At 55.7% G+C, this 20,070-nt stretch carries 19 protein-coding genes and 1 pseudogene; 8 read left to right on the forward strand and 12 right to left on the reverse strand.

Annotated features, from left to right (window positions below; all coding sequences use genetic code 11):
* Positions 1–19 precede the first annotated feature (19 nt).
* The 5 genes from sirB1 to hemA are packed head-to-tail and all read right to left on the reverse strand — an operon-like array spanning position 20 to position 4,455.
* A complete protein-coding gene (sirB1, locus tag PGR79_RS18630; protein ID WP_045393803.1) occupies positions 20–832 on the reverse strand; it encodes an invasion regulator SirB1 in 813 nt (270 codons plus the stop codon).
* 3 nt (positions 833–835) lie between these two features.
* Positions 836–1,228, reverse strand: coding sequence for an invasion regulator SirB2 (sirB2, locus tag PGR79_RS18635; protein ID WP_015367107.1), 393 nt, complete (start codon positions 1,226–1,228; stop codon positions 836–838).
* Complete coding sequence (gene prmC, locus PGR79_RS18640; RefSeq protein ID WP_087857960.1) at positions 1,225–2,076, reverse strand: peptide chain release factor N(5)-glutamine methyltransferase; 852 nt, start codon at positions 2,074–2,076, stop codon at positions 1,225–1,227. The genes sirB2 and prmC overlap by 4 nt, the downstream gene beginning before the upstream one ends.
* Complete coding sequence (gene prfA / locus PGR79_RS18645; RefSeq protein WP_015367109.1) at positions 2,076–3,158, reverse strand: peptide chain release factor 1; 1,083 nt, start codon at positions 3,156–3,158, stop codon at positions 2,076–2,078. Before prfA ends, prmC begins: the two co-directional genes overlap by 1 nt.
* Positions 3,159–3,198: 40 nt before the next feature.
* Positions 3,199–4,455, reverse strand: coding sequence for a glutamyl-tRNA reductase (gene hemA / locus PGR79_RS18650; RefSeq protein ID WP_015367110.1), 1,257 nt, complete (start codon positions 4,453–4,455; stop codon positions 3,199–3,201).
* A gap of 271 nt (positions 4,456–4,726) precedes the next feature.
* Here hemA and lolB point away from each other — a divergent pair, with 271 nt between their 5' ends.
* The 4 genes from lolB (at position 4,727) to dauA (ending at position 9,137) form a co-directional block, all read left to right on the forward strand.
* Positions 4,727–5,341 (forward strand): lipoprotein insertase outer membrane protein LolB, encoded by a 615-nt coding sequence (gene lolB, locus PGR79_RS18655; RefSeq protein WP_015705083.1) that lies wholly within the window; start codon positions 4,727–4,729, stop codon positions 5,339–5,341.
* A complete protein-coding gene (ispE, locus tag PGR79_RS18660; RefSeq protein ID WP_183269034.1) occupies positions 5,341–6,192 on the forward strand; it encodes a 4-(cytidine 5'-diphospho)-2-C-methyl-D-erythritol kinase in 852 nt (283 codons plus the stop codon). The genes lolB and ispE overlap by 1 nt, the downstream gene beginning before the upstream one ends.
* Before the next feature lie 181 nt (positions 6,193–6,373).
* Positions 6,374–7,321: a ribose-phosphate diphosphokinase gene (gene prs, locus PGR79_RS18665; protein ID WP_015367113.1), complete on the forward strand. Its 948-nt coding sequence runs from the start codon at positions 6,374–6,376 to the stop codon at positions 7,319–7,321.
* 124 nt (positions 7,322–7,445) lie between these two features.
* Positions 7,446–9,137, forward strand: a complete 1,692-nt coding sequence (dauA, locus tag PGR79_RS18670; RefSeq protein ID WP_087857962.1) for a C4-dicarboxylic acid transporter DauA — start codon at positions 7,446–7,448, stop codon at positions 9,135–9,137.
* A 43-nt stretch (positions 9,138–9,180) separates the two neighbouring features.
* Here the strand turns inward: dauA and ychH are convergent, their stop codons facing one another.
* The gene (ychH, locus tag PGR79_RS18675; protein WP_045393789.1) at positions 9,181–9,456 is read right to left on the reverse strand and encodes a stress-induced protein YchH; all 276 of its coding nucleotides are present in this window, start codon (positions 9,454–9,456) and stop codon (positions 9,181–9,183) included.
* A 271-nt stretch (positions 9,457–9,727) separates the two neighbouring features.
* Between ychH and pth the strand changes: the two genes are divergently transcribed.
* Together pth and ychF are read left to right on the forward strand one after the other, a co-directional pair.
* Positions 9,728–10,312, forward strand: a complete 585-nt coding sequence (gene pth, locus PGR79_RS18680) for an aminoacyl-tRNA hydrolase (RefSeq protein WP_015705080.1) — start codon at positions 9,728–9,730, stop codon at positions 10,310–10,312.
* Between the two features lie 117 nt (positions 10,313–10,429).
* Positions 10,430–11,521 carry a redox-regulated ATPase YchF gene (ychF, locus tag PGR79_RS18685; protein ID WP_015705079.1) on the forward strand — a complete coding sequence of 364 codons (1,092 nt, stop codon included), beginning with the start codon at positions 10,430–10,432 and terminating at the stop codon, positions 11,519–11,521.
* An 82-nt stretch (positions 11,522–11,603) separates the two neighbouring features.
* Here ychF and PGR79_RS18690 read toward each other — a convergent pair whose 3' ends face one another.
* The 5 genes and pseudogenes from PGR79_RS18690 to PGR79_RS18710 form a co-directional block, all read right to left on the reverse strand.
* Complete coding sequence (locus PGR79_RS18690) at positions 11,604–12,629, reverse strand: LLM class flavin-dependent oxidoreductase (protein ID WP_430922255.1); 1,026 nt, start codon at positions 12,627–12,629, stop codon at positions 11,604–11,606.
* Positions 12,630–12,784: 155 nt separating this feature from the next.
* Positions 12,785–13,531: pseudogene (locus tag PGR79_RS18695) on the reverse strand (SAM-dependent methyltransferase); the annotation flags it as partial.
* Positions 13,532–13,553: 22 nt separating this feature from the next.
* Positions 13,554–13,811, reverse strand: coding sequence for a YjhX family toxin (locus tag PGR79_RS18700; RefSeq protein WP_015705074.1), 258 nt, complete (start codon positions 13,809–13,811; stop codon positions 13,554–13,556).
* A gap of 300 nt (positions 13,812–14,111) precedes the next feature.
* The gene (locus tag PGR79_RS18705) at positions 14,112–14,651 is read right to left on the reverse strand and encodes a DUF2058 domain-containing protein (RefSeq protein ID WP_045375126.1); all 540 of its coding nucleotides are present in this window, start codon (positions 14,649–14,651) and stop codon (positions 14,112–14,114) included.
* A 50-nt stretch (positions 14,652–14,701) separates the two neighbouring features.
* Positions 14,702–15,184 carry a cold-shock protein gene (locus tag PGR79_RS18710; protein ID WP_113374177.1) on the reverse strand — a complete coding sequence of 161 codons (483 nt, stop codon included), beginning with the start codon at positions 15,182–15,184 and terminating at the stop codon, positions 14,702–14,704.
* A gap of 171 nt (positions 15,185–15,355) precedes the next feature.
* Here PGR79_RS18710 and PGR79_RS18715 point away from each other — a divergent pair, with 171 nt between their 5' ends.
* Entirely contained in the window at positions 15,356–16,246 is an 891-nt protein-coding gene (locus tag PGR79_RS18715) for an oxidoreductase (RefSeq protein ID WP_430922291.1), read from the forward strand.
* Positions 16,247–16,350: 104 nt separating this feature from the next.
* Positions 16,351–16,830, forward strand: coding sequence for an RrF2 family transcriptional regulator (locus PGR79_RS18720; protein ID WP_015705070.1), 480 nt, complete (start codon positions 16,351–16,353; stop codon positions 16,828–16,830).
* A gap of 64 nt (positions 16,831–16,894) precedes the next feature.
* On the opposite strand, the gene oqxB is transcribed toward PGR79_RS18720, so the two are convergent.
* Positions 16,895–20,047, reverse strand: a complete 3,153-nt coding sequence (gene oqxB / locus PGR79_RS18725) for a multidrug efflux RND transporter permease subunit OqxB (RefSeq protein ID WP_430922257.1) — start codon at positions 20,045–20,047, stop codon at positions 16,895–16,897.
* Between the last annotated feature and the right edge of the window lie 23 nt (positions 20,048–20,070).

Consider the following 20,070-nt stretch of genomic DNA (forward strand, 5'->3'; position numbering starts at 1 on the left):
TAACCGGAATGGTTCCAGACTAATGCAATGTAATTTGTTTATGTGAAATCGTGTTGATCTGCGCGCGGATCATCTCGCTAATCGGATCCTCCGGGCACTGCTCAACGAAATAATTGAGATCCAGCAGCGCCACGTGATCGCACTCCAGTTGGGCGTAGATAAGCCCGCGGTCGCGAATTTCATACGGGTCCTCTGGATTAAACTGCAGCAGCGCTTCGCTGGCGCGCAGCGCCAGTTCCATCTGCCGCTCTTCCATCAGCGCCGATTTCAGCGTATCGAGCAGTTTGCGGATCACTTCGGCGTTGTCGGCCTCATCGAGATCTTCATTAAACAGCTCGGCCACCGGGCTGATATTTCCCTTCAGCCACACCTCAAGCGTGTGTTCATCAAGCGTTTCGCCGTTGAATGGGTTAATCAGCCACATCTCTTCGCTGGTGTCCGGGTCGGCGCGCAGCAGCATCTGCGTCGGGAAGATAACCGGCACCACCGGCAGATCCAGACGCTGGGCAATCCATAACAGAATCGCCCCCAGCGACACAGCACTTCCCTGGCGATTCACCAGCACTTTATCCAGCCATAGCGCATCGGACAGACGATAGATGCCCTGCGATGCGCCGAAGCCCCACTCGTGATAGAACAATTCCAGCAACCGGTCGAGCTGACGCTCCTGATCCCAGGAGGTGGCAATCTCTTCCTGCGCCAGTGTTAACAACCGCTGCAGCTCATCCTGCACAAAGTGCGTCGGAAAGTCGTCGCGGATCAATTCAGAAATGAGGACCATGCCTTCGCATAATGGCGCTTTGTTAAATTCGAAATCAGCTAATGACCTCATGCCTTACCCCAGTAACGGTATTCTTGTGATGGCGAGTTGAACGATGAAGAACAACACCACCAGCGCCAGCAGAAAGGCGATGAACCGGGTCTGCTGGCGGCGCGGGCGACGTCGGCCCAACGCAATAAATCCTAATGCGATGTAAATGATAACGCCAAACAGCTTTTCAGTCAGCCATGCGCCATCTTCGGTAAACGGCAGATAGTGCGTTATCGCCATTAATCCCGCGCCGCTGAGGAACAGCAGCGTATCGCTACAATGCGGCGCAATACGTACCCAGCGCTGATTGAGCATCGCGCTACCGCTGTAGGTCCACCAGTAACGCAACACGAAAAGCCCGACGGATGTCACCACGCAGGCAATATGCAAATAGAGTACTGCAGTAAATAAATTCATTCGCCGGCTTGCTCCTTGTGCGGCCAACGCCCGAGAGTCAGACGTTCGTTATCGCCATAATCGCGGCAGGTCTCGACGTCGCGATATCCTGCTTCATTAAACAATGCGCGTACCGCCTCGCCCTGTTTCCAGCCATGTTCCAGTAGCATAAAACCATCGGGTAGCAGGTAGTTGCGTCCTTCACGGATGATATGCGCTAAATCGGCCAGCCCCTGGTCGGCGGCGACCAATGCCGTTCTCGGCTCGAAGCGGACATCCCCTTCTGCAAGATGCGGATCGGTTTCATCGATATAGGGGGGATTACTGACAATCATCGCGAACCGCTGCTCCTTGAGCGCGCTAAACCAGTCGCTTTGCAGCACGGTCACGTTATTGAGAGCGAGATGAGCGGCATTGCGCGCGGCGAGCGCCGCGGCGTCAGGCATAAAATCAACGGCAATAATCTCGCAGTCCGCCCGCTCGCTGGCCAGCGCCAGAGCGATAGCGCCGGTGCCGGTGCCAAGATCCAGGATGCGGCAGGCCGTCTGCGGCAAGCGTACCAGCGCCTGCTCGACCAGGCATTCTGTGTCGGGGCGCGGGATAAGCGTCGCCGGCGAGACAAACAGCGGCAGCGACCAGAACTCGCGCTGACCCACCAGATGCGCCACCGGCTCGCCGTTGGCGCGGCGCGCCAGCAATGCTTCCAGTTCCGCCAACTGTTCCGCCGTCAATAGGGTTTCGTCAAAAGCGAGGATCCAGGTCCGCGCTTTGCTGGTGACGTGCCCCAGTAAGATCTCGGCGTCGCGACGCGGGCTTTCGCTCGCGCCGAGCCGGGCTATCGCCTGAGTGAGCCACTGTCGGAAGGTCATCATTCCTGCTCGGAAAGCGCCGCCAGCTGGTCAGCCTGGAATTCCTGCACAATCGGTTCGATCAGCATATCCAGTTTGCCTTCCATGGTTTCATCCAGACGGTAAAGGGTCAGGTTGATACGGTGGTCGGTCACGCGGCCCTGCGGGAAGTTGTAGGTACGGTTGCGGTCGCTGCGGTCACCGCTGCCCAGCAGATTACGACGGGTAGACGCTTCCGCCTGCTGACGCTTGGCGACTTCGGCGGCGCGAATACGCGCGCCCAGCACCGACAGCGCCTTGGCTTTGTTTTTATGCTGCGAACGTTCGTCCTGACATTCAACGACGATACCGGTCGGCAAGTGGGTAATACGGATAGCGGAGTCGGTGGTGTTTACGTGCTGGCCGCCCGCCCCCGAGGAACGGAAGGTATCGATACGCAGGTCCGCCGGGTTGATATCCGGCATTTCGGCTTCCGGCAGCTCCGGCATCACCGCCACGGTACAGGCGGAGGTGTGGATACGCCCCTGCGATTCGGTCGCTGGAACGCGCTGGACACGATGGCCACCGGATTCAAATTTCAGCCGCCCATAGACGCCATCGCCGCTGATCTTGGCAATCACTTCTTTAAATCCGCCATGTTCGCCTTCGTTGGCGCTCATGATTTCGACCCGCCAGCGGCGGGCTTCAGCGTAGCGGGTGTACATGCGGAAGAGATCGCCGGCGAACAGCGCCGCTTCATCGCCACCGGTGCCGGCGCGAACTTCGACAAAAGCGTTGCGCTCATCGTCTGGATCTTTCGGCAGCAGCAGCACCTGCAGCTGCTGTTCCAGCGCTTCGCTTTTTTCTTTGGCATCGCGCAGCTCTTCCTGCGCCATTTCGCGCATTTCCGGATCGTCGAGCATCATCTGCGCGGTTTCGATATCGTCCTGCACCTGGCGCCAGTCGGTATAGCAGCGGGCGACATCGCCAAGCTGCGCATACTCGCGCGACAGCGCGCGGAAACGGTCCTGGTCGGCAATGGTGGCGGCGTCGCCAAGCAGCGCCTGAACTTCTTCATGGCGTTCGTACAGAGCTTCCAGTTTAGCAACAATAGAAGGCTTCATAGGCGTGAATTCACCCTGTCTTTAAATAGAGAAATGTGCGCTATTCCAGCCCGAGGCTGTTGCGCAGAATATGCAGGCGTTCATCATCCCCGTCACGGGCAGCCTGCTGAAGAGATTTGGTTGGAGCGTGGATCAGGCGGTTGGTCAGCTTACGGGCCAGATCTTGCATAATTTCCTGCGCATCGCCGCCCTGCTCCAGCGCGGCAAGCGCTTTCGCCGTCAGCTCCTCGCGAACCTGCTCGGATTGGGAACGATATTCGCGGATAGTCTCGCTGGCGCTCTGGGCGCGCAGCCAGGCCATAAATTCGCTGGTTTCCTGCTCGACGATCGATTCCGCCTGCACCGCCGCGGCCTTACGCTGCGCCAGATTGTGCTGAATGATATTTTGCAGGTCATCAACGCTGTACAGATAGGCGTTGGCCAGCTTGCCGACTTCCGGCTCGACGTCGCGGGGCACCGCGATATCTACCAGCAGCATCGGCTGATTGCGGCGCGCCTTCAGCGCGCGCTCGACCATCCCTTTGCCGATGATCGGCAGCGGGCTGGCGGTAGAACTGATAATGATATCGGCGTCTTTTAAGCGCTCGTCGATATCGCTGAGGGCGATAACTTCCGCGCCGACTTCATCCGCCAGCGCCTGGGCGCGTTCACGGGTGCGGTTGGCAATCACCATTTTGCGAACGTTATGTTCGCGCAGATGGCGGGCGACCAGTTCGATAGTTTCCCCCGCGCCAACCAGTAACACCGTGACGCTGGAGAGCGATTCAAAAATTTGTCGCGCCAGCGTACAGGCGGCGAAAGCAACGGAAACGGCGCTGGCGCCGATATCGGTTTCGGTCCGTACGCGCTTAGCCACCGAGAACGATTTCTGGAACATGCGCTCCAGTTCGCTGACGTTCAGATGGCCGCGGCTGGAATCCGCAAACGCTTTTTTCACCTGCCCGAGGATTTGCGGCTCGCCAAGCACGAGTGAATCCAGGCCGCTGGCGACACGCATCAGATGGCTGACGGCGTCGTTATCCTGATGCCAATAAAGACTTTTACGTAGGTCTTCTTCATTCAGGCCGTGGAAGTCACATAGCCAGCGGATCAGCGCTTCCTGCAGGTTGTCCTGCTCTTCAACGCTGAGATACAGCTCCGTGCGATTACAGGTTGATAGCACCACCCCGCCCTGCACCATTGGCTGAGCCAATAAGCTCTCCAGCGCCTTGTCGAGCGTATCCGGCGAAAACGTTACGCGTTCTCGCAGCGCTACCGGAGCTGTTTTGTGGTTGATGCCAAGAGCTAAAAGGGTCATGGTGAGGGAATAGTACCAGCGTTGCTAAGGTTAGTCTGAGCGCATCATACAGGATGCGCGTACTCAATAAAAGAGACGCCCCCCTTTTGGAGTAATAGTCAGGGCTTAATAGCCACTAACGGTAATTTTTTGATTTCAGACAACTTGAACGTAGACGCTATCGGCCAGCGACGCTAGCATTAAGGGTTATTATTGCAACCCGCTACACAAATCGGTGTGCGAACCATCAGTCGCCGCATTTCACTGTAGACATCAAGGATTTGTCATCATTATGAATCGACTGTTCCGCCTGCTGCCGTTGGCAAGCCTCGTTCTGACCGCCTGTGCAATCAATACTCCGCCGCAAGGGCCCGGCAAAAGCCCGGATTCCCCGCAGTGGCGCCAGCACCAGCAGGATGTCCGCAACCTTAACCAGTTCCAGACTCGCGGGGCGTTTGCCTATCTGTCCGATGAGCAGAAAGTGTATGCCCGTTTCTTCTGGCAACAAACCGGCCAGGACCGCTACCGCCTGCTGCTGACCAACCCGCTTGGCAGCACCGAACTGTCATTAACCGCGCAGCCGGGCGGCGTCCAATTGATTGACAACAAAGGCCAGACTTACAACGCCACCGATGCCGAAGAGATGATTGGCCGCCTGACCGGCATGCCGATCCCGCTTAACAGCCTGCGTCAGTGGATTATCGGCCTGCCGGGCGATGCCACCGACTATTCGCTGGATGACCAGTACCGCCTGCGCGAACTCAACTACACGCAGAACGGTAAAACCTGGCACGTGACCTACAGCGGCTACACCAGCGACACCAAACCCACCCTGCCGTCTAATATGGAACTCAACAACGGCAGCCAGCGCATCAAGCTGAAAATGGATAACTGGATTGTGAAATGATGAGTCGCTGGCCCGCCCCTGCAAAATTGAATCTGTTTTTGTATATCACCGGTCAACGCGCCGATGGATATCACACGCTGCAGACGCTGTTTCAGTTTCTCGACTATGGCGACATGCTGACTATTGAACCACGCCGCGACGGGAAACTGCGGCTGTTAACGCCGGTCGCCGGCGTGCCGGATGAAGAGAACCTGATTATTCGCGCCGCCAGGCTACTGATGGCGGCGGCGGAGTCTCACGGTCAACTCCCCGCTGGCAGCGGCGCGGATATCAGCATCGACAAACGCCTGCCGATGGGCGGCGGCTTAGGTGGCGGCTCTTCCAATGCCGCGACGGTGCTGGTAGCCCTCAATCATCTGTGGGGCTGCGGGCTTAGCGAAGACCAACTGGCGACGCTTGGGCTACAGCTCGGCGCCGATGTCCCGGTTTTCGTTCGCGGCCACGCGGCGTTTGCCGAAGGCGTCGGCGAGATTCTCACCCCGGTCGATCCGCCGGAAAAATGGTATCTGGTCGCCCACCCGGGCGTGAGTATCCCGACGCCGATCATTTTTCGCGATCCGGAGTTACCACGAAATACCCCGAGCAGGTCAATTAATACCTTACTAAACTGTGAATTCGGCAACGATTGCGAGGTTATCGCAAGAAAACGTTTTCGTGAGGTTGATGCAACGCTTTCCTGGCTGTTAGAATACGCGCCGTCGCGCCTGACTGGCACAGGAGCCTGTGTCTTTGCTGAATTTGACACCGAATCCGCCGCTCGTCAGGTGCTGGAAAAAGCCCCGGAATGGCTGCAAGGCTTTGTTGCGCGAGGAATTAATGTCTCGCCGCTGAAGCAAGCCCTACTGAAGTAATTCTGCTTTTTGCATGAATAACGGCAAGTTTGCCGGGCAAACAGAGTATCGGTGACAACGTCACCCTGTTCCAGACGTTGCATCGTGCTCTTTAATACACCGCCTGGATGAGATGGCGCCGGCCCGCACAGTTTAATGGCCCGTTTCATCCACCACTGGACGCATGCCTGAGGTTCTTCTCGTGCCTGATATGAAGCTTTTTGCTGGTAACGCCACCCCGGAACTAGCACAACGTATTGCCAACCGCCTGTACACTTCTCTTGGCGACGCCGCTGTAGGTCGTTTTAGCGACGGCGAAGTCAGCGTACAAATCAACGAAAACGTACGCGGTGGTGATATTTTCATCATCCAGTCCACTTGTGCTCCCACCAATGACAACCTGATGGAATTGGTTGTTATGGTTGATGCCCTGCGTCGCGCTTCTGCAGGCCGTATCACCGCTGTTATCCCTTACTTCGGCTATGCCCGCCAGGACCGTCGCGTACGTTCCGCTCGTGTGCCAATCACCGCAAAAGTCGTCGCTGACTTCCTGTCCAGTGTCGGCGTTGACCGCGTTCTGACCGTTGACCTGCACGCTGAACAGATTCAGGGCTTCTTTGATGTTCCTGTTGATAACGTATTCGGTAGCCCAATTCTGCTCGAAGATATGCTGCAGCTGAATCTGGACAACCCGATCGTGGTTTCTCCGGACATCGGCGGCGTGGTTCGCGCTCGCGCTATCGCAAAGCTGCTGAACGATACCGACATGGCGATCATCGATAAACGCCGCCCGCGCGCTAACGTTTCTCAGGTGATGCATATCATCGGCGACGTCGCTGGCCGTGACTGTGTGATGGTTGATGACATGATCGATACCGGCGGCACCCTGTGTAAAGCAGCGGAAGCGCTGAAAGAACGCGGTGCGAAACGTGTTTTCGCCTACGCGACTCACCCGATCTTCTCCGGCAATGCTATCCAGAACATTAAAAACTCTGTGATTGATGAATTCGTCGTCTGCGATACCATTCCGCTGACGCCGGAAATCAAAGCGCTGGACAAAGTCCGTACCCTGACCCTGTCTGGTATGCTGGCCGAAGCGATTCGTCGTATCAGCAACGAAGAATCCATTTCTGCTATGTTCGAGCACTAATCGAGCCCAGCCGAAAAACCCGCTGCGGCGGGTTTTTTTGTCTCTGGTTCATATTTGTATGACTAATGCCTCCTTCACCTGCCATTCAGTTGACAGATGATGCGCTCATGGATGAAACATTATTGTGAATAGATTATTTTCCTCACATGTGATGCCTTTCCGCGCCCTCATCGACGCTTGCTGGAAAGAAAAGTACACCGCATCGCGCTTTACCCGCGATCTCATCGCCGGGATAACCGTCGGGATCATCGCAATCCCGCTGGCGATGGCGTTAGCAATTGGCAGCGGCGTAGCGCCGCAATATGGGCTATATACCTCGGCGGTGGCGGGGATTGTCATCGCCCTGACCGGCGGTTCGCGCTTTAGCGTTTCCGGCCCTACCGCGGCCTTCGTGGTGATCCTCTATCCGGTGTCACAGCAGTTTGGCCTTGCCGGCCTGCTGGTGGCGACGCTAATGTCGGGTATTTTCTTAATCCTTTTCGGCCTCGCCCGCTTTGGCCGCCTGATTGAATATATCCCGCTTTCAGTCACCCTTGGCTTTACCTCCGGTATCGGCATCACCATCGGTACCATGCAAATTAAAGACTTCCTTGGTCTGCAGATGGCGCATGTCCCAGAGCACTATCTGCAGAAAGTCGGCGCGCTGGTGATGGCGCTGCCGACAATTAACGTTGGCGATGCCGCCATCGGTATCGTGACGCTGGGTATTCTGATTTTCTGGCCGCGTTTGGGCATCCGCTTGCCGGGGCACCTGCCGGCGCTGCTGGCGGGCTGCGCGGTGATGGGCATCGTTAATTTGCTTGGCGGGCATGTGGCGACCATCGGCTCGCAGTTCCACTATGTACTCGCCGACGGCAGCCAGGGCAATGGTATCCCGCAGCTGCTGCCGCAACTGGTGTTGCCGTGGGATATGCCGGGCTCGGAGTTTACCCTGAGCTGGTCGTCGCTGCGCGCGCTGCTGCCTGCCGCCTTCTCTATGGCGATGCTGGGCGCCATTGAATCACTGCTCTGCGCGGTGGTGCTCGACGGTATGACCGGCACCAAGCACAAAGCGAACAGCGAGCTTGTCGGCCAGGGCCTTGGCAATATCATCGCGCCGTTCTTTGGCGGTATCACCGCCACCGCGGCGATTGCCCGCTCCGCGGCTAACGTGCGCGCTGGCGCAACTTCGCCGATTTCCGCGGTGATCCATGCCCTGCTGGTGATCCTCGCATTGTTAATCCTCGCCCCGCTGCTCTCATGGCTGCCGCTGTCGGCCATGGCCGCCCTGCTGCTGATGGTAGCGTGGAACATGAGCGAAGCGCATAAGGTGATTAACCTGCTACGCCACGGACCAAAAGATGACATCGTCGTACTGTTGATGTGCATGTCGCTGACCGTGCTGTTCGATATGGTCATCGCCATTAGCGTCGGTATCGTGCTGGCTTCGCTGCTGTTTATGCGCCGCATCGCGCGCATGACGCGACTGGCGCCAGTCAACGTTGAAGTGCCGGACGATGTACTGGTGCTACGGGTGATCGGCCCGCTGTTTTTCGCCGCGGCGGAAGGGTTGTTCACCGATTTGGAAAGCCGGATTGAAGGCAAACGCGTGGTGGTGCTGAAGTGGGATGCGGTACCGGTGCTGGATGCCGGTGGTCTTGACGCGTTCCTGCGCTTTGTGAAACGCCTGCCGGAAGGCTGCGAGCTGCGGGTATCGAACCTTGAATTCCAGCCGCTGCGTACTTTGGCTCGCGCAGGGGTTCAGCCAATTCCGGGACGCCTGAGCTTCTACCCAGACCGTACTGCGGCACTGGCGGATATAGAATTAGGGCAATAAATGAGAGGCTCGCCGGAAAGGCTACCCGGCGAGCTGAATTCCGTTAGCTGTGACGGTGCGGATCGCGGCGGCAGCGTTTATCGTAATGGCGAACCCACCAATAGCGGTCGGTGACTCTTTCATGACCGCCTACGCGAGCGCCCGCCAGCCACAAAACGGCGCCGACGAAAATACTCAACACGGCGCCATGAGCAAAGAATTGCGGCAGGTTAAGCTGTGGAAGCTGGTTTAAAATAGAGTAACCAACGCCGACCACCATCACAACCAACCCTAAACCCATCAGTATGTTACCGAGTAACGAAGCGTTTCTGCGTTTCATATGTCACCTCCGGACCTTGGGCTGCATGGGAATATCCCCAAAATTTATAGGTTAAGTATAGACAATGGAGATATGAGTGATTGCGTTAGTGATCACATTCGGGAACATCTGATCAACAAAAGTTTACAAATAAGCCACTGAACAACATCAAATTCTAATGGTTCAAAGGGGAAATTATCAGTAAGGGTAGCGTTTCGCCGGCAGAATTTTGTCAAGCGCCGACGCAGGCAGTACACTACGCGGCAAAGAACGACCCATGCAGGAATAAAAAGTGACGATAAAACTGATTGTCGGCCTGGCTAACCCCGGCGCGGAATACGCGGCAACGCGCCATAACGCTGGCGCCTGGTACGTAGATTTACTGGCGGAGCGCCACCGCGCGCCGCTGCGAGAAGAAAGCAAATTCTTTGGCTATACCTCGCGCCTCAACCTGGCCGGGGAAGACGTGCGCCTGCTGGTGCCGACTACCTTTATGAATCTCAGCGGCAAGGCCGTGGCAGCGATGGCCACCTTTTACCGCATTAATCCGGACGAAATTCTGGTCGCTCACGACGAGCTCGATTTACCGCCCGGCGTCGCTAAATTTAAACTTGGCGGCGGGCACGGCGGCCATAATGGCCTGAAGGACATAATCAGCAAGTTGGGTAATAACCCTAACTTTCACCGCTTACGCGTCGGAATTGGCCATCCGGGCGACAAAAACAAAGTTGTCGGCTTTGTGCTGGGTAAACCACCGGCCAGCGAACAGAAGTTAATTGACGAAGCGGTTGATGAAGCGGCGCGTTGTACCGAGGTGTGGCTGAAAGACGGTTTAACTAAAGCAACCAACCGTTTACACGCGTTTAAAGCGCAATAAGCGTTCGACGTGCGGAATTTTTGCCGCACACCGTGTATAATAGGCGAAGCTATTTACTTTTCTACAGTCTGTTATTCATAACAGACTGATTATCCAAAGATTAAGGTGATTTAAATCATGGGATTCAAATGCGGTATCGTCGGTTTGCCCAACGTCGGCAAATCCACCCTGTTCAATGCGCTCACCAAAGCAGGTATTGAAGCGGCCAACTTCCCGTTCTGTACCATTGAGCCGAACACCGGTGTCGTACCGATGCCCGATCCGCGTCTGGACAAACTGGCTGAGATCGTCAAGCCGCAGCGTATCCTGCCGACGACCATGGAATTCGTTGATATTGCCGGTCTGGTTAAAGGCGCGTCCAAAGGCGAAGGTCTGGGCAACCAGTTCCTGACCAATATCCGTGAAACCGAAGCCATCGGCCACGTAGTGCGTTGCTTTGAAAATGACAATATTATCCACGTCGCGGGTAAAGTCGATCCGGCGGAAGATATTGACGTAATTAACACCGAGCTGGCGCTGTCTGACCTCGATACCTGCGAACGCGCCATTCACCGCGTTTCCAAGAAAGCCAAAGGCGGCGATAAAGACGCTAAAGTTGAACTGGCCGCGCTGGAAAAATGTCTGCCGCAGCTGGAAAAAGCTGGCATGCTGCGCGCGCTGGATCTGAGCAAAGAAGAGAAAGAAGCGATCCGCTATCTGAGCTTCCTGACCCTGAAGCCAACCATGTACATCGCCAACGTTAACGAAGACGGTTTTGAAAACAACCCGTATCTCGACCAGGTTCGCGCTATCGCTGAGCAAGAAGGTTCTGTGGTAGTTCCGGTTTGCGCCGCCGTTGAATCCGACATTGCCGAGCTAGACGACGAAGAGCGTGATGAGTTTATGGCCGAGCTGGGCCTTGAAGAGCCGGGCCTGAACCGCGTGATCCGCGCAGGCTACGCTCTGCTGAACCTGCAAACCTACTTCACCGCCGGCGTGAAAGAAGTTCGCGCATGGACTATTCCGGTTGGCGCGACCGCGCCGCAGGCTGCCGGTAAAATCCACACCGACTTCGAAAAAGGCTTTATCCGCGCCCAGACCATCGCCTATGAAGACTTCATTGCTTACAAAGGTGAACAAGGCGCGAAAGAAGCCGGTAAAATGCGTGCGGAAGGCAAAGACTACATCGTTAAAGATGGCGACGTGATGAACTTCTTGTTCAACGTCTAATCCCTGCCGATAAAATCCGCGCCCCGGCGCGGACTTTTCATTTTAAAGCCTCGCAGGTTTTATAACTCGCGAGGCTTTTTATTTAATCACGCCATCCCATTGCCGGCGCAACGTGCTTCAGAATAGACTCAATCACGTGAGCGTTATAATCCACGCCCAGCTGATTCGGCACCGTCAGCAATAAAGTATCCGCTTCTGCGATCGCTTCATCCTGTTTCAGTTGCTCGACGAGCTTATCGGGTTCAGCGGCATAGCTGCGGCCGAAAATGGCGCGGGTTTTCTCATCAAGAAAACCAATACTGTCGCTAGTATCCCGGCTGGTGCCGAAATACATTCGGTCGCGATCGTCCATCAGGGCAAAAATACTTCGGCTGACCGATACCCGCGGCGTACGCGTGTGCCCCGCCTCAGTCCAGGCCTGAAGATAGGCGCGGATCTGTTTCGCCTGTTGAATATGGAATGGTTCGCCCGTCTCATCATCTTTCAGCGTCGAGCTTTGCAAGTTCATGCCGAGCTTCGCCGCCCACATCGCCGTAGCATTAGAGCCCGCGCCCCACCAGATACGCTCACGTAGTCCGGCGGAGTACGGCTCAAGACGCAGCAATCCCGGCGGGTTGGGAAACATCGGTTGCGGGTTAGGTTTAGCGAAACCTTCGCCGCGCAGCACGTCCAGCAGAACCTCAGTATGGCGCCGCGCCATGTCAGCGTCGGACTCGCCATCCTGCGGTTGAAAACCGAAATGACGCCAGCCATCAATCACCTGTTCCGGCGAACCCCGGCTGATGCCAAGCTGTAAACGCCCACCGGCGATCAAATCTGCAGCGCCGGCATCCTCCGCCATATATAGCGGATTTTCATAGCGCATATCGATAACGCCGGTGCCGATCTCAATCTTCTTAGTTTTCGCGCCGATAGCGGCCAGTAGCGGGAACGGTGAACTGAGCTGGCGGGCGAAATGGTGAACCCGAAAATAGGCGCCGTCCGCGCCTAGCTCTTCGGCGGCAACGGCCAGATCGATGGATTGTAAGAGCGTGTCGGCAGCGGAACGGGTCGCCGACTGCGACGATGGCGTCCAGTGGCCAAATGACAAAAATCCAATCTTTTTCATGAGGATAGCCCCTGATTTCGGCAAAATATTCAGCAGACGCGGAGATAACGTTCCGCGTCTGCTTGTGGTTCTCCTACTCTACCCCTTAGCCAAAATGTATAAATGGCGTTTATTTAACAGAATAGTTCAAATAAATTGACCAAATATAACGAGAGTTATTTCTGCATCAGCGCAAAAACGCCCCAACCGAAATATTCCCGGGTATAAGTGACATGGCGAAGCGGTGCGGCATTGAGCTCCGCACGGACCTCAACCGCAAATTCATCGTCGGGATTCGCCTGCAGCCAACGGCGCATCGTCAGCCATTTAGCGGCTTCATAACGGTCCCACCCTTCGCGGTCAGCCAGCACCATCTCAACAATGTCATAGCCCAGTTTGCCAAAAGTGGCGACCAGCGCTGGAAGCGGCAACAAATCGGCCACCGCAGAAACGCCGCAGGCGCGCGCTTGTTCTTCTGTGGCGGGTACCTTACGCCACCAGGGTTCCCCGATAAGTAGCATACCGCCAGGCTTAAGGCTGCGGGCTAACTGCGCCACGGTTCCAGCGACGCCGCCGGCAATCCACGTCGCGCCGATACAGGCCGCTACATCGTATTGCCGTTCGGCAACGTAACCTGCCGCATCGCTATGGAGAAAAGTGACGCGATCGCTAACGCCAAGCGCTGCGGCGCGTTGTTTTGCCTGCGCAGTAAACAATGGGCTCATATCAATGCCCAGACCGCCGATAGCATGGTCCCGCGCCCAGGTGCAGAGCATTTCACCAGAACCGCTGCCAAGGTCGAGGATCCGCGCCCCTGCCTGCAGGCGAAGTACGCGGCCAAGCGTGGCATATTTTTCCGCCGTGAAGGGGTTATGGATACGATGTTCACTTTCGCTGATGGTAAAGATACGGGGGATATCGATTGTTGTGGTCATGCCACTCTCCTTAGCGGTTATCCGGTTGAGCGCGAACGTTATTCAGCCCGCTGGTGTTGATGCGGTACGGCTGGCCGTTAACGGATTTAATCAGTTTTTTAGTGCGGAGTTTTTTGAAGACGGCGAGCGTACAGTCGCTGAGCAGTAGCCCTTCGCGGCTATAGCACTCCACGGCGATGACGCGGCCTGAGGTATCGCGAATGTGCGCAATACGTCCGCCTTTTGCGAGAACGTGTAAGGTACGTTGTTCCTGACGGGATAAATTCATACTGGAAAACCTGTTTAATCATCATGTGCAAAACGTGCAAACACGCAGCGGTGCCCGCATTCGATTTCAGCGCATTGATAACCAGCCCGGCCTGAAAGGTCGGCAAACTGATTATCAGATGATTACATTCTCCAGCATCAAAGCCTCGGTAGAGTTGAAAGGTATTTACCAGCCGGATAATAACATCCAGTGACAGAAAGGATATTTATAAACGGGAAAATTGTGATCGATATCTGAAATTGCGCCCCCCGCTCCATGACGGAAGACGCACAATGACTAGCTTCAGCGTACTGACCCGGATTACCACATCAAATCATCAGGTACTTTAAAGTCAGCATACGGATCGTCTTCGTCCTCGGCTTCCTGGCTCAGGGCGCTGTTCAACACAATACTTTCGGCGTCGCGCTGGGCGATTTTATCCGCCACGCTGGCGGGAATAATCGCGTATTCGTATTTTCCGTTATTATCAACAGCAAGGCGGGCAATCGCCAGACGGCCGCTAATGAGCTGCGCCTGGGTGGTTTTATCCACATCAATGTTTTTGATGAGATTATTATCCGTAAAGTTAAAAGCGATCTGACCTTTCGCAATCGTGATTCGGTTCATTTCAATCAGCTGCTTAACCTGCGCTTTGTACTCTTTTGCTAAAGCCGCTTGCTTTTGCTGCTCGCTGAGCTGCTTGTCGCGCTCAAGCTGGGCTTTTTTGTTTTCTTCAACGGCCTCGCGGGCTTCACGCGCCTGAACGCGTGACTTTTTCGCCGTTCTCTGAACCTTAGCCATCTTTTTACTGGTGACCAGACCCGCTTTCAGCATCTGTTCTTGTAAGGTAAGTTTTGTCATCGTCGTTTCTACAATCGTTTGAATTCTGCTTCGGATACGGTAAATCAGGATTAGACTTTAAGGAGCTTCACCGTGGCGTCGATGTCGATTTCATCTTCAGAGAAGATGAGCGTCGTGCCCTGAAAGGTAGTGATCGCCAACTTTTTCAGCGTACGCATTTCGCCCGGCTTCACGCTCTCTTTCGGCTTGATGCTGTTCATCAGTAGTCCCACGGAGAGCACCGCATTTTCCTTGTCGATACGCGTATCGGCCGGCACTTCCTCACTGTATACCAGGTAAGACTTAATCGATGTCAGCTTCACACGCTCACCGGCAATATACAGATGTTTGCTTTCCGGGATGACTTTAACCGCGTAAGCCGAGAGACCTTTATTATTAGTCGTGGGCTCAAACGTGACCGCCGCGTCTTTCTTAATCAGATCCGGATTGGCGACCTTAATCACGTGAAAATAGCGGTTATCACCATTTTCATCTTTGATAAATCCGAAACCTTTATCTTTAAACCACGTTGTGATCGTACCGTTCATCGCCATTACCGCCTGATTAATCGTTTATCTACTCAATTTTGCAGCGCGCAGTTTAAAGCACAATGCCAGCATAGACCATGCCTTTGCTCTAAGTGTTGCCCGATATCGGCAATTGATCCTGGCTTTTGCCGAAAATTTGTATCATTAATGGGTAGGCTTCAATCAGGAGAATGCATGATGTCTAACTTTTCCTCCGTCGCGTTGCTAGGTCCTGGCGCTATTGGCACAACCATTGCCGCCGTGCTGCATGAAGCGGGCCGTAAACCGCTGCTCTGCGGACGCACCGCGCATCAGCGATTGATTTTACGCCGGGATGACGGCGAAGTGATCATTCCAGGGCCCGTATTGACCGATCCGCATACGCTGGAACGCCCGGTTGAGTTGCTGTTTGTGGCGGTGAAAACCACCCAGGTAGCGGATTGCGCGGGCTGGCTTAACGCGCTGTGTGATGAAAACACGGTGGTCTGCGCGCTACAGAACGGCGTTGAACAGGAAAGCCTGCTTGACCCCTATGTTAACGGCGCAAAGGTGTTGCCTTCGGTTGTCTGGTTTCCGGCACAACGAGAGGCGGATGCTTCGGTATGGTTACGTGCCAAACCGCGCCTGACGCTACCCGATACGCCGCAGGTGAAGAGGATAGTCGAGGTTCTCAACGGTACCCGCTGCGCGGTTGAGTTGACGGCAGATTTCACCTCGGTCGCGTGGCGGAAACTGCTGCAAAATGCCGTCGCTGGCCTGATGGTACTGGCGAATCGCCGCGCCGGGATGTTTTCGCGCCAGGACATCACCGGGTTGGCGCTGGCCTATCTTCACGAGTGTCTGGCGGTGGCGCGCGCCGCAGGGGCGGTACTCGCCGATAGCGTGCCGCAGGAAATTGTTGATGGGTTTCATCAGGCGCCGGCGGATTTAAGCACCTCGATACTCGCCGACCGTCAGGCCAATCGTCCGCTGGAATGGGACATCCGTAACGGAGTCATACAACGCTATGGCCGAAGGTTGGGCGTTGCCACCCCCATCAGCGATGTCGTCGTGCCGCTGCTGGCGGCCGCAAGCGAGGGACCTGGCTAAGATTGCTTCAAAAAAATTACCGTATTTGTTATAGTGTTACTCACTGATTATTTACCTCTGCGGTGCCAAAAAGAACAAGATTCACCGCAATCCAGGATAAGAAAATGTTAGATTACCGCTTCCCGACAGCTTTGCAGATGGTTCTCAGCGTAGCGATGGCGGAGCAATTGGGTGAACGTTCGACGAGCGCGATCCTGGCCTACGGCCTGGAAGCCAACCCGAGCTTTATCCGTAAACTCATGGTTCCGCTCACCCGCGACGGTATCATCGTTTCCACGCTTGGCCGCAACGGCTCTATTCATCTTGGCCGCCCTGCCGACCAAATCACGCTGCGTGATATCTATCTTTCCGTTATTGAAGATAAAAAACTGTGGGCGTCTCGCCCTGACGTCCCGGCTCGCTGCGTGGTCAGCGCCAATGCTTGCTGGTACTTTAAGTCCGTAGCCGATGAAGCCGAGCAGGCGTCGCTCGCGGTGTTAGCTCGCCACACCGTGGCAAGCGCCCTGGAAGAGGTCAAAAAAGCCGATACCAGCGGCTGCGATCCGCTGCCTGAGCTGACTGCCCGCTATAAAGAAGCGCATTAACTTTTCTTGTTGCGAAAAAAAACCGCCTTAAACGAAAAGGCGGTTTTTTGTTATTAGCAGCGACCTACGCGGGCAAGACGTCCCTTGCCTGTTTGCTACGCGTCACCAGTTTTCGCAGCGTCACATAAAACACCGGCGTCAGGAACAAGCCAAACAGCGTCACGCCGAGCATACCGGAGAACACCGTGATCCCGGTGACGCCGCGCACTTCAGCCCCCGCGCCGTGGCCAAGAATCAGCGGGATCGTCCCGGCAATAAAGGCAATCGAGGTCATGATAATCGGGCGTAAACGTAGTCGACAGGCTTCCAGCGCCGCTTCCATAATCCCTTTACCCTGAATTTCCAGTTCGCGGGCAAACTCGACAATCAGAATCGCGTTTTTACACGCCAGCCCCATCAGCACCACCAGCCCCACCTGCACAAATACGTTATTGTCGCCGCCGGTCAGCCAGACGCCAAACAGCGCGGAGAGCATGGTCATCGGGACGATAAGGATAACCGCCAGCGGTAGCGTCCAGCTTTCATACAGCGCCGCCAGCACCAGGAACGCCAGCAGGACCGCGACCGGGAAGACGATCAGCGCCGTATTGCCCTGCGTGGCCTGCTGGAAGCTGAGATCCGTCCACTCAATATTCATGCCGTTCGGCAGTATCTGCTTAGACATGCCCGCCAGCTGCGTCATCGCCTGCGTGGACGAGAGCACGCGGGGATCGGCATCGCCAATCAAATCCGCCGCCGGATAGCCATTGTAGCGAATCACCGGATCCGGCCCGTAGGTGGTATTAATATTCACCATACTGCCAATTGGCACCATTTCGCCCTGATTATTGCGGGTGCGTAAATTAGCGATATCTTCCACGCTGTCGCGGAACGGCCCATCGGCCTGCGCCATCACGCGCCAGGTACGCCCAAACTGGTTAAAATCATTCACATACGATGACCCCAGATAGGTTTGCAGCGTACCGAAAAGGTCGGTCAACGACACGCCCTGCGCTTTCGCTTTATCACGATCGACCTGCACATCCAGCTGCGGCACGTTCGCCTGGTAGGTCGAGATAGGGAAATGCATTCCCGGCGTCTGCATAATTGAACCCGACATCGCGTTCACCGCGTTTTGCAACGCGCCATAACCCAGACCGGCGCGATCCTGAATATACAACGAATAGCCGGAACCCTGACCCAGTCCTAAAATCGGCGGCGGCAGAATCGAGAAACCAAAGCCCTGCTGAATTTGCGCGATTTTGGCGTTAATCTCGGCGTTAATTTCCGCAGCGGTATGTTTTCGCTGGTCGAACGGTTTCAGACCAAAAAAGACCGTCCCGGTATTCGGCGTATTGGTGAACTGCAGGGCATTAAGCCCCGGAAAGGCCACCGCATAATCCACGCCTTCGGTATTCATACCGATTTCGCTCATTTTGCGGATCACGGCGTCGGTGCGCGCCAGTGAAGAGCCTTCCGGCATTTTCACGCCGCCAATTAAATACAGCTTGTCCTGCGTCGGAATAAATCCGCCGGGTACGACTTTAAACATCACGCCAGCCGCGCAGAGCAGCAGGACGTAGACCACAAACACCGCGCCGCGTCGCCCGAGCGTTTTGCTCACCAGCCCCTGATAGCCGTTTGAGCTACGATGGAAAAAACGGTTAAACGGACGGAAAATCCAGCCGAACAAGCGATCGATAAGCCGGGTCGGGAAATCTTTCGCCGCACCGTGCGGTTTTAACAGCAGCGCAGCCAGCGCCGGCGAGAGCGTCAGCGAGTTGATGGCGGAGATCACCGTCGATATCGCAATCGTCACCGCAAACTGCTTGTAAAACTGTCCCGTTACCCCGGAGAGGAATGCCATCGGCACGAACACCGCACACAACACCAGCGCGATAGCGATAATCGGCCCGGAGACTTCGCGCATCGCCTGATGCGCCGCCGCTAGCGGAGCCAGCCCCTCTTCAATGTTTCGTTCGACGTTTTCCACCACCACGATGGCATCATCCACGACGATACCGATCGCCAGTACCAACCCGAACAGACTCAGGGTATTCAGCGAAAAGCCCAACAGATAAAGAATGCTGAAGGTGCCCACCACCGATACCGGCACCGCAATCAGCGGAATAATCGACGCTCGCCACGTCTGCAGGAACAAAATCACCACCAGCACCACCAACACCACCGCTTCCAGCAGCGTTTGCACCACCGCGCGAATCGAATCGCGCACAAACACCGTCGGATCGTACGGCGCCGCCCATTTCATATCTTCCGGGAAACGGGTGGAGAGTTCGTTCATTTTAGCGCGAACGGCGTTAGACAAATCGATAGCATTCGCCCCTGGCGACTGGAAAATACCAATCCCGACCGCGTCTTTATTGTTAAGCTGGGAACGTAACGCATAGCTACCCGAGCCCATTTCGATACGCGCCACGTCGCGCAGGCGCACCAGCGAACCGTCTTGCGCCGTTTTCAGAATAATATTGCCAAACTCTTCTTCCGTGTGCAGACGCCCCTGAGCGTTAATAGAGATCAAAAAATCGCTCTCTTTCGGCAGCGGCTCGGCGCCCAGCTGTCCGGCGGAAACCTGAACGTTTTGCTCCTGCATCGCCGTCACCACATCCGATGCGGTTAACCCGCGCGCCGCAACCTTATTGGGATCCAGCCAGATGCGCATCGCATATTCACCCGAGCCGAAAATCTGGATCTGCCCGACGCCGGGCAGACGCGCGAGTTCATCTTTGACTTTCAACGTGGCGTAGTTACGCATATACAGTGAATCGTACTTACCGCCGGGTGAAAACAGATGCACAACCAGCGTCAGCGTTGGCGATTGCTTCTGGGTAGTGATACCTAAACGCCGCACATCTTCCGGAAGACGCGCCTCGGCCTGTGATACCCGGTTTTGCACCTGAACCTGCGCCTGATCGGGGTCGGTTCCCGGACGGAAAGTGACGGTAGTGACCAGCACGCCGTCAGAGCCTGCGACGGATTTCATGTACATCATATTTTCGACGCCGTTGATGGCTTCTTCCAATGGCGTCGCCACGGTCTCCGCAATCACTTTCGGGTTGGCGCCGGGATATTCCGCCCGCACCTGCACGCTGGGCGGTACGACGTCAGGATATTCGCTGACCGGCAACAGCGGAATGGCGATCAAGCCGGTGATAAAAATCAAAATCGACAGCACGGCGGCAAAAATCGGCCTATCGATAAAAAAGCGGGAAAAGTCCATAGATCGGATTCTCAGATAAGGGA

This window comes from Klebsiella sp. 141161, assembly GCF_050600815.1.
Classification (GTDB): Bacteria; Pseudomonadota; Gammaproteobacteria; order Enterobacterales; family Enterobacteriaceae; genus Klebsiella; species Klebsiella aerogenes.